Source organism: Rhodococcus sp. R1101 (assembly GCF_000278445.1).
GTDB lineage: Bacteria > Actinomycetota > Actinomycetes > Mycobacteriales > Mycobacteriaceae > Rhodococcus > Rhodococcus gordoniae.
In genome coordinates this window covers 1-7,834 of sequence record NZ_AJVB01000161.1, presented here as the reverse complement: position 1 = coordinate 7,834, position 7,834 = coordinate 1, and the positions used below count along the sequence as shown (strand labels likewise).

The 7,834-nt window shown below is 66.5% G+C and carries 6 protein-coding genes and 1 pseudogene; 5 read left to right on the top strand and 2 right to left on the bottom strand.

The annotated features are described in order from the left end of the window. Positions 1 to 274, top strand: a pseudogene (locus R1101_RS26515) (alpha/beta fold hydrolase); the annotation flags it as partial. A 26-nt stretch (positions 275 to 300) separates the two neighbouring features. After that, a complete protein-coding gene (locus R1101_RS0112010) occupies positions 301 to 1,062 on the top strand; it encodes a DUF899 family protein (protein WP_016933672.1) in 762 nt (253 codons plus the stop codon). Positions 1,063 to 1,210: 148 nt separating this feature from the next. Here R1101_RS0112010 and R1101_RS0112005 read toward each other — a convergent pair whose 3' ends face one another. Continuing rightward, a complete protein-coding gene (locus R1101_RS0112005; protein ID WP_026003182.1) occupies positions 1,211 to 3,157 on the bottom strand; it encodes an APC family permease in 1,947 nt (648 codons plus the stop codon). A 420-nt stretch (positions 3,158 to 3,577) separates the two neighbouring features. Between R1101_RS0112005 and R1101_RS0112000 the strand changes: the two genes are divergently transcribed. Then, on the top strand, positions 3,578 to 4,252 hold the full coding sequence (locus R1101_RS0112000) for a PaaI family thioesterase (protein WP_016933670.1): 675 nt from the start codon (positions 3,578 to 3,580) through the stop codon (positions 4,250 to 4,252). Between the two features lie 161 nt (positions 4,253 to 4,413). Continuing rightward, the gene (locus R1101_RS0111995) at positions 4,414 to 4,803 is read left to right on the top strand and encodes a hypothetical protein (RefSeq protein WP_016933669.1); all 390 of its coding nucleotides are present in this window, start codon (positions 4,414 to 4,416) and stop codon (positions 4,801 to 4,803) included. A 492-nt stretch (positions 4,804 to 5,295) separates the two neighbouring features. On the opposite strand, the gene R1101_RS0111990 is transcribed toward R1101_RS0111995, so the two are convergent. Beyond that, positions 5,296 to 6,831, bottom strand: coding sequence for an amino acid permease (locus R1101_RS0111990; RefSeq protein WP_016933668.1), 1,536 nt, complete (start codon positions 6,829 to 6,831; stop codon positions 5,296 to 5,298). A gap of 220 nt (positions 6,832 to 7,051) precedes the next feature. Between R1101_RS0111990 and R1101_RS0111985 the strand changes: the two genes are divergently transcribed. Next, the gene (locus R1101_RS0111985) at positions 7,052 to 7,558 is read left to right on the top strand and encodes an Lrp/AsnC family transcriptional regulator (RefSeq protein WP_016933667.1); all 507 of its coding nucleotides are present in this window, start codon (positions 7,052 to 7,054) and stop codon (positions 7,556 to 7,558) included. The last annotated feature ends 276 nt before the right edge of the window (positions 7,559 to 7,834 follow it).

Here is a 7,834-nt window from a genome sequence, read left to right as displayed (position 1 = left end):
GCTGAGCCAGAACTGGATGTCGTGCACGGGCTATCACCCGGATCTCGACGCTCTCGCGAGCGCGTCGACGCGCATCGTCGTCGCGGGTGGCCGCGAGTCGGCCCGTCAATTGTGCGGGCGGACCGCCGCAGCGCTCGCCGACCGGCTCGGCACCACCCCGACCCTGTTCCCCGGTGACCACGGTGGCTTCATGGGCGCCGAGCAGGGCATGCCCGGCGACCCGGAAGCGTTCGCCGCCGTGCTCCGCGACGTGCTGCAACCGAGCCGCGTGTAATCCGTCCGATCATCCGGGAGCTCATCATGACCACACCGCGATCCGGCCGCCCACCCGTGGTCGACCTCGCCACCTGGCAGGCCGCACGCGACGAGCTCCTGCTCCGGGAGAAGGCCCACACGAAAGAAGGCGACGCCATCGCCGCGGCTCGCCGCCGACTGCCGATGGTGGAGTTCGACGGCACGGTCGAGGTGGCAGGACCTGGCGGCCCGGTCCCCTTCCTCGACCTCTTCCAGGGCCGCAACGAACTCGTCGTCTACAAACACATGTGGTACGACGGTGCACCCCCGCAAGGACAGTGCGAGGGGTGCACCACCACGGCCTGGCATGTCCGCGACGCCGTGTACCTCGAGGCCCGCGGCGTCTCGCTCGCGTTCGTGACCACGGGTGCCTGGGAGGAAGTGGCCGCGTTCGTCGAGTTCATGGGGTACACCCAACCCTGGTACTCGGTGCGCGACATCGACGAACCCGTGGGCGGAGCGATGGGTTGTCTCACCTCCTATCTCCGGGACGGCGACCGGACCTTCCTCACCTACTCCACGACGGGTCGCGGCACCGAACGGGCCAACAGTTCCGCCGGCCTGCTCGACATGACCCCGTACGGGCGCGGCGAGAGGTGGGAGGACAAGCCCGAGGGCCGGCCGGAGGGAGACGACCCGTGCTGGTTCTGGCGTACGGACGCCGAGGGGCACGCGACATGGGGTGAGACGAGCCGCCCGGCGCCGCAATGGACCCGACCCGGCGCGACTCCCGTCGAGACCCTCGGGCGGCAGGGCGACTGGCACTGACCTCAGCGACTGCACCGACGACGGGCGCGCCTACCGTGGAAGCGAAGTGTTTCGACGAAGGAGTTGTGCGTGGCGGATCGTCCCGAGTCCGAATGGAACGGCCGGGATCGGTATGTGAACTTCGGTGAGCGCAGTCCGTCGCGCTCGATTACTTCGCTTCCGAAGAATGCAGCCGCCACGGCACGCTCGTCACCATCACGCCGGGCTGGAACAACAGGCGACTCTTGAGCCTCAGCGCGCTCTGGTTGTGGAGTAGGTTCTCCCACCAGTGCCCCACGACGTATTCGGGGACGAAGACGGTGACCACATCGCGTGGTGAGTTGCCCCGCACCCGCCTGACGTACTCGAGCACCGGTCGTGTGATCTCCCGGTACGGCGACTCCAGCACCTTCAAGGGAATCGTGATGTCGCTGGACTCCCATTCGCGCACGAGATTCCGGGTGTCCTTCTCGTCGACGTCGACGGTGATCGCCTCGAGCGTGTCGGGATGGGTGGCCGAGGCGTACGCGAGCGCGCGACGCGTCGGGTGATGCAGCTTGGCTACGAGCACGATCGAATACGTGCGACTGGGCAACAGACCGTCCCAGTTGGCCGGGTCGAGTTCGACCGCCACGCGTCGGTAGTGGCGGTTGACGGCCCGCATCGTCACGAACACGATCACCATGGCGAGGATCGCGATCCACGCGCCGGCGAGGAATTTCGTGATGAGCACGATGATCAGGACGGTTCCCGTCATCGCGAGCCCGACACCGTTGATGACGCGCGAGCGTTGCATCCTCCGGCGGTGACGCGAGTCGGTCTCGGTGGCCAGCAGTCGCGTCCAGTGACGAACCATGCCGGTCTGGCTCAGCGTGAAGGAGACGAACACACCGACGATGTAGAGCTGGATGAGATGTGTGACCTCGGCGTCGAACATCCATACCAGCACGATCGCTCCGAGGGCCAGGAAGACGATGCCGTTGCTGAACGCGAGCCGATCGCCTCTGGTGCGCAGCTGAGTCGGCAGGTGTTTGTCCTGCGCGAGCACCGACGCGAGAACCGGGAACCCGTTGAATGCCGTATTGGCGGCGAGGACGAGGATCAGTGCGGTGACGGCGGTGACGAGGTAGAAGCCGAGCGGGAAACCGGTGAAGACCGTTTCGGCGACCTGCGCGATCAGTGTCTTCTGGTGATATCCGGCCGGTGCTCCGCTCAACTGTGTCGCGGGATCTGCGGCGACGACGACCCCCAGTCGCTCGGCGAGGACGATGATGCCCATCAGCAGCGTAATCGCGATGGCGCCGAGCATGAGCAGGGTGGTGGCGGCGTTGTGTGATTTCGGTTTCCGGAAGGCCGGTACCCCGTTGCTGATGGCCTCCACTCCGGTCAGGGCCGCGCATCCCGACGAGAAGGCGCGGGCGAGGAGGAAGGCGAAGGCCAGTCCGGCGAGGTGGGATTGTTCGGCGGCGAGTTCGTAGTGCGACGACTCGGCGCGTAGAGGGACATCGGACACGACGAGACGCACGAAACCCCAGACGAGCATCACCCCGACGCAGAACATGAAGGCGTAGGTGGGCACGGCGAAAGCTGTTCCGGCTTCGCGCAGTCCGCGCAGGTTGACCGCGGTGAGGAGTGTGATCGCGGTGATGGCGAACAGCACTTTGTGGTGTTCGACGAAGGGGACGGCCGACCCGATGTTCTGGGCGGCCGACGAGATCGACACGGCGACCGTCAGCACGTAGTCGACGATCAGCGCGCTGCCCACCGTCAGGCCGGCCATCGCACCGAGGTTCTTCGTCGCCACCTCGTAGTCGCCGCCCCCGGACGGGTAGGCATGCACGTTCTGCCGGTAGCTCGCGACCACCACGACGAGGACGACGGCGACCGCGAGACCGATCCAACCGGAGAATGCGTAGGCGGACAGGCCCGCCACCGACAATACGAGGAAGATCTCCTCCGGCGCATAGGCGACGGACGACAGGGCGTCGGATGCGAAGACCGGCAGGGCTATCCGTTTCGGCAGCAGTGTGTGGCCGAGTGTGTCGCTGCGCAGCGGCCTTCCCAGCAGCACTCGCTTGGTGATGCTGTCACGGCCTTTGCGGATGGTTACGGCCACGACCACCGACTCCTGTCCGGCGCATACCCGCGCACGCAGAAGCGAACGGTACGCTTGTCTTACGACGCTCGCCAGGGGTGCGGATCGGGCGAATTTCACCCCGTCGATCACCCATAGGCGAGGTTGGCAGATGACACAATCGTCGATAACGTAAAGACGTTGTTGCTCCTCGCAACAAAGCGTGTCGAGTCTCCTCCCCTTTTGACTCGGCACGGACGGACCCCGTCGGCCCCTCCCCTCGTTGGCCGACGGGGTTCTCTCATCCTGTTCCCGCCCATGACGGGTTCACCCACTTCCGTACCGAGCGGTCCGTTCACGCAATCTGCGGAGTTCCCGTGCAGCGGCAGCGGAGCTTGACTCACCGACAGTGCGCGCGGTCGACTGCTTTCCTTCACCACGCTCACGATCCCGGAGACCCTGATGACCGATTCCATGCTCGAGCTCTACGTCCATGACGGATTGTCCGACGAGGAAATCGACCGGCAGAAGGCCACCTACGGCCCGCTCACCGAGGACGTGCGTGAGCTGATCCAGCTCGCACTGCAGACGCGCGCGGACGCCGACGACGTCGCGCGGGCACGCGAGCACCTCGCTGCCGCCCGCGAGATCCTCGGATGCGACCGGGAGGACGGCCCGTACGGCACCCGCTTCAACGACTCCGGCCGCTTCCGCAATTGGGGCAACGCCGCAATCGGTCTGCGCAACGCGATCGCGCCGATCGGCGAACTCCACGAGGACGCCGACGGCCGCGTATGGGCGGACATCCACCTCGGTCCGATCTACGAGGGACCGGCCGGGCACGTCCACGGCGGAGTCTCCGCATTGCTGCTCGACCAGATCCTCGGTGACGCCGCGCGCCTCTCGGGACACCCCGGGATGACGGGCACGCTCACCGTTCGTTACCGCAAACGCACTCCACTCGGCGCTGTGCACGTGGAGGCGAAACTCGACCGCGTCGAGGGGCGTAAGGCGTTCGTCGTCGGGCACGTCGCCGACGCCGAGGGAATCTGCGTGGAGGCGGAAGGCATCTTCATCGCCCCGGTGTGGATGGTCGAGCAGCGCGACTCGTTCGCGGAGACACCACGCCCGGAGTAGGGCGTCTCCCGACCGGCCACTCACCCCGACGACGGTCACCCTGCAACTCCTGCCGTTGCGCTGATACCCCTGTTGCGAGAGTCACCACCTGCGACTCGGTATCCCCGGCTCCTCCGCCAGTACAGTGGATCGATATCCGGCTGGAGCGAGAGGAGTCGACCGTGCAGAATGCGGTGTTCTACTCGCTCGTCGCGATGTGCTCGCTGTTCGCCGCGTCGACCTGGTGCCTGTCGCGCCCGCATCTGCTGTCGAGTTCGGCTGCGCTCGTCGCCTCCGGACTCTGGGTACTGATGAACGGCCCCCTCGAGGGTCGCGTGCTGTACTCGGTGACGCCGAACCACGGATTGACCGAGGCAGACCTGCTCTCCGGAGTGGGTGTGTGCATCGCAGCCTGGGGATTCTGGACGTTGCGGAACCGTCGACGACGTCGGCGCGCGCCGCGACCGTCGTCGTACCGCGGGCATCCGGACGGGTCCCGCGCCATGCCCACCGCCGTCTTTCCGGCCAGGAGCGACGCCGAGACGGACTCGTTCCGCCGCAAAGCAGGATGAGCATCTCGGTTCGAGCCCGAGAAAATTTCTCAGGTCTCGTTTCAGTATCGACTCTGGACGACCGCCCAGGTCGTCACCTAAGCTCCAAGACGGCCACGGCGTAGGTGGCCGTGTCTCCCGAAAGTCCTCCCCGACACAGGAGATACAGCGCGAGGCCCCGCCGGCTCCTCCCCTCGAATCGCTGGCGGGGCCTTCCCCTGTCGGCCTCCCCGACGACAAGGGCAGATCGAAGGGTAGTCGGTGCCGGACACCGAGTTCGTCCTGTATTCGAACGAAACGTCCGGCGAGCCCTGTGACCCTCGTCTCTGCGGCGCAGATCACAGCATAGATCAATCTGCTCACCCGCGTGCATAGATCTCACTTCGGTTCCGTCCTCCGCTCGGTGTCGCGACCGGACGGCGTCCGGTCTCCTCCTCGCCGATACCCGCAACCTCCCGAACACACGAGCCCGCCCGCACCTGTTCGGCGCGGGCGGGCTCGGGGGCAACCGATCTACACCGGTTCCGGTTCCTTCGTCTCGTGCTGCGCGGCTTCCCACTGGGCCGCTTCGAGCTTCAGCCGCTGCCCGAGCACCGACTTGCGCCGGCCGTAGGCGAAGTAGACCGCCACGCCGAGGACCATCCAGACGGTGAACCGGATCCACGTCTCGACCGAGAGGTTGAGCATGAGCCAGCCGCAGGCGAGCACCGCGAGGATCGGGACCAGCGGCACGAGCGGCACCCGGAATCCACGAGGCAGGTCGGGGCGGGTGCGACGGAGCACCATCACGCCGACGCACACGAGGACGAAGGCGAACAGCGTGCCGATGTTGACCATCTCCTCGAGCACACCCATCGGGAACACCGCGGCGAGGACGGCCACGACACCACCGACCATCAGGGTGATGCGCACGGGCACACCCTTGTGGTTCGTGACGGCGAGCTTGCGGGTGACCAGCCCGTCCCGGGACATCGCGAACAGCACGCGGGTCTGGCCGAGCATCATCACCATCACGACGGTGGTGAGGCCGGCGAGGCCGCCGATGTTGATGGCCATCTGCGCCCAGGTGATGCCGTGCGCCTCGAAGGCCGTGGCCAGCGTGGCACTGCCGTCACCGACCAGTTCGCTGCCGGTACGCAGATCGGTGTACTTCACCATGCCGGTGAGCACGAGCGTGACGCCGACGTAGAGGACCGTGACGATCGCCAGCGAACCGAAGATGCCGCGAGGCAATGCCTTCTGCGGGTTCTTCGTCTCCTCCGCGGTGGTGGCGACGACGTCGAAACCGATGAAGGCGAAGAAGACCAGGCTCGCCGCAGCGAGGAGTCCGTACCAGCCGTAGGTGCTGCCACCGGCGCCGGTGAGCGCCGAGAACAGCGACTGGTGCATGCCGGCCGCAGCGCTCTGCGATTCCTCGGCCGGCGGAACGTACGGCGAGTAGTTGGACTTGTCGATGTAGAAGATGCCGACGACGATGACGAGCAGGACCACCGCGACCTTGATGGCGGTGACGACGGCGGAGACCCGCGACGACACCTTGGTGCCGATCGCCAGGATGATCGTGATGGCGCCGACGATGAGCAGCGACCCCCAGTCCACCGTGATCGGCCCCAGGTCGATCGATGCGTCGCCGCCGAACATGCCCCCGAGGTACATCGACCATCCCTTGGCGACGACCGCGGAGGCCAGTGCGAATTCGAGGATCAGATCCCACCCGATGATCCAGGCGACGAATTCACCGAAGGTGGCGTAGGAGAAGGTGTAGGCGCTGCCGGCGACCGGTACGGCGGACGCGAACTCGGCGTAACACAGCGCAGCGAGGCCGCAGGCGATCGCGGCGAGGACGAACGCCAGCGAGATGGACGGTCCGGCGAGGTTGCCGGCGGTGCGGGCGGTGAGGGTGAAGATTCCGGCGCCGACCACGACGGCGACGCCGAACACGGTCAGATCCTTGGCGGTGAGTTCTCGTCGTAGCCGCGAACCGGGTTCATCGGTATCCGCGATCGACTGTTCGACGGATTTGGTCCGCCAGATGCCGACTCCGGGCATTGTGTGCTCCTCGGGGTGATTGCGGCGCCCGCCACGCCCGGTCCGGGCAGGGAAGGCATGTCGCTCACGTCGCGCGATGCATTACGTTGCAGCAGTGCGTGTTTGCATGAGCATTTGATTCAGCAATCATGGCACTGGCTGATGAAGTGTCAATATCTTTCTGCTCGGCTGAGCATTATGCTCGAGCAGTGACGCGCATCACAACGGAAAGGGTGTCATCGTGTTCAGTCTCGACCGGCTCGACGCAGCTCTCCTCGGAGAGCTCACTCGCAACCCCCGCGCAGGGATCGTCGACCTGTCGGCGAAACTCGGCGTCGCCCGCAACACCGTGCAGTCACGGATCAAGAAACTCGAGGAGTCCGGTGCCGTCACCGGATACCGGCCGGTCGTCGACCTGCCGAAGCTGGGCGTACCGCTGCAGGCGTTCATCGGTGCCGAGCTCGTGCAGGCCCGCATGGGTCACGTGATCGCCCAGCTGGGGCGCTTTCCGGAGGTCCTGGAGGTACATGCGACGACGGGCCGGGAGGACCTCCTGATCCGGATGGCCGCGCAATCCCAGGAAGATCTACTGCTGGTACTCGAACGCATCCACGCCATCGAGGGCGTCGCCCACACCACCACGACCCTCGCCCTCACCACGCCGATCCCGTACCGGACTCAGCCGCTCGTCGAACACATCACCCGCGACGCCGGACACGGCCGCTCGTCCTCGCCCGGCAACCCCTGACGGCACGCCCGACACCGACAGCCCGGCCGACACCGACAGCACGGCCCGAAGACACGACAAGGGGAGGCACCGCGCGGCGCCTCCCCTTGCTCCCCTGTGCGGATCAGGCAGTATCGATGCGACGCTCGGCGATCCGATTCGCGGCGGCACCCGGCGTGACGCCGAGAGTGCCGGAGACGTCGAAGATCTCGGTGGTGCGGTCGAAGATCGACTCCACGCGTCCGCGGACGACCTCGGCGTCCGATCCGTCGACCTCACCGGCCACCTGGATCAGCC

Coding starts and splice junctions, on each gene's coding strand:
- R1101_RS0112010 (WP_016933672.1), top strand. CDS start 301: ATGACCACACCGCGATCCGGCCGCCCACCCGTGGTCGACCTCGCCACC.
- R1101_RS0111990 (WP_016933668.1), bottom strand. CDS start 6,831: ATGCCCGGAGTCGGCATCTGGCGGACCAAATCCGTCGAACAGTCGATC.
- R1101_RS0112000 (WP_016933670.1), top strand. CDS start 3,578: ATGACCGATTCCATGCTCGAGCTCTACGTCCATGACGGATTGTCCGAC.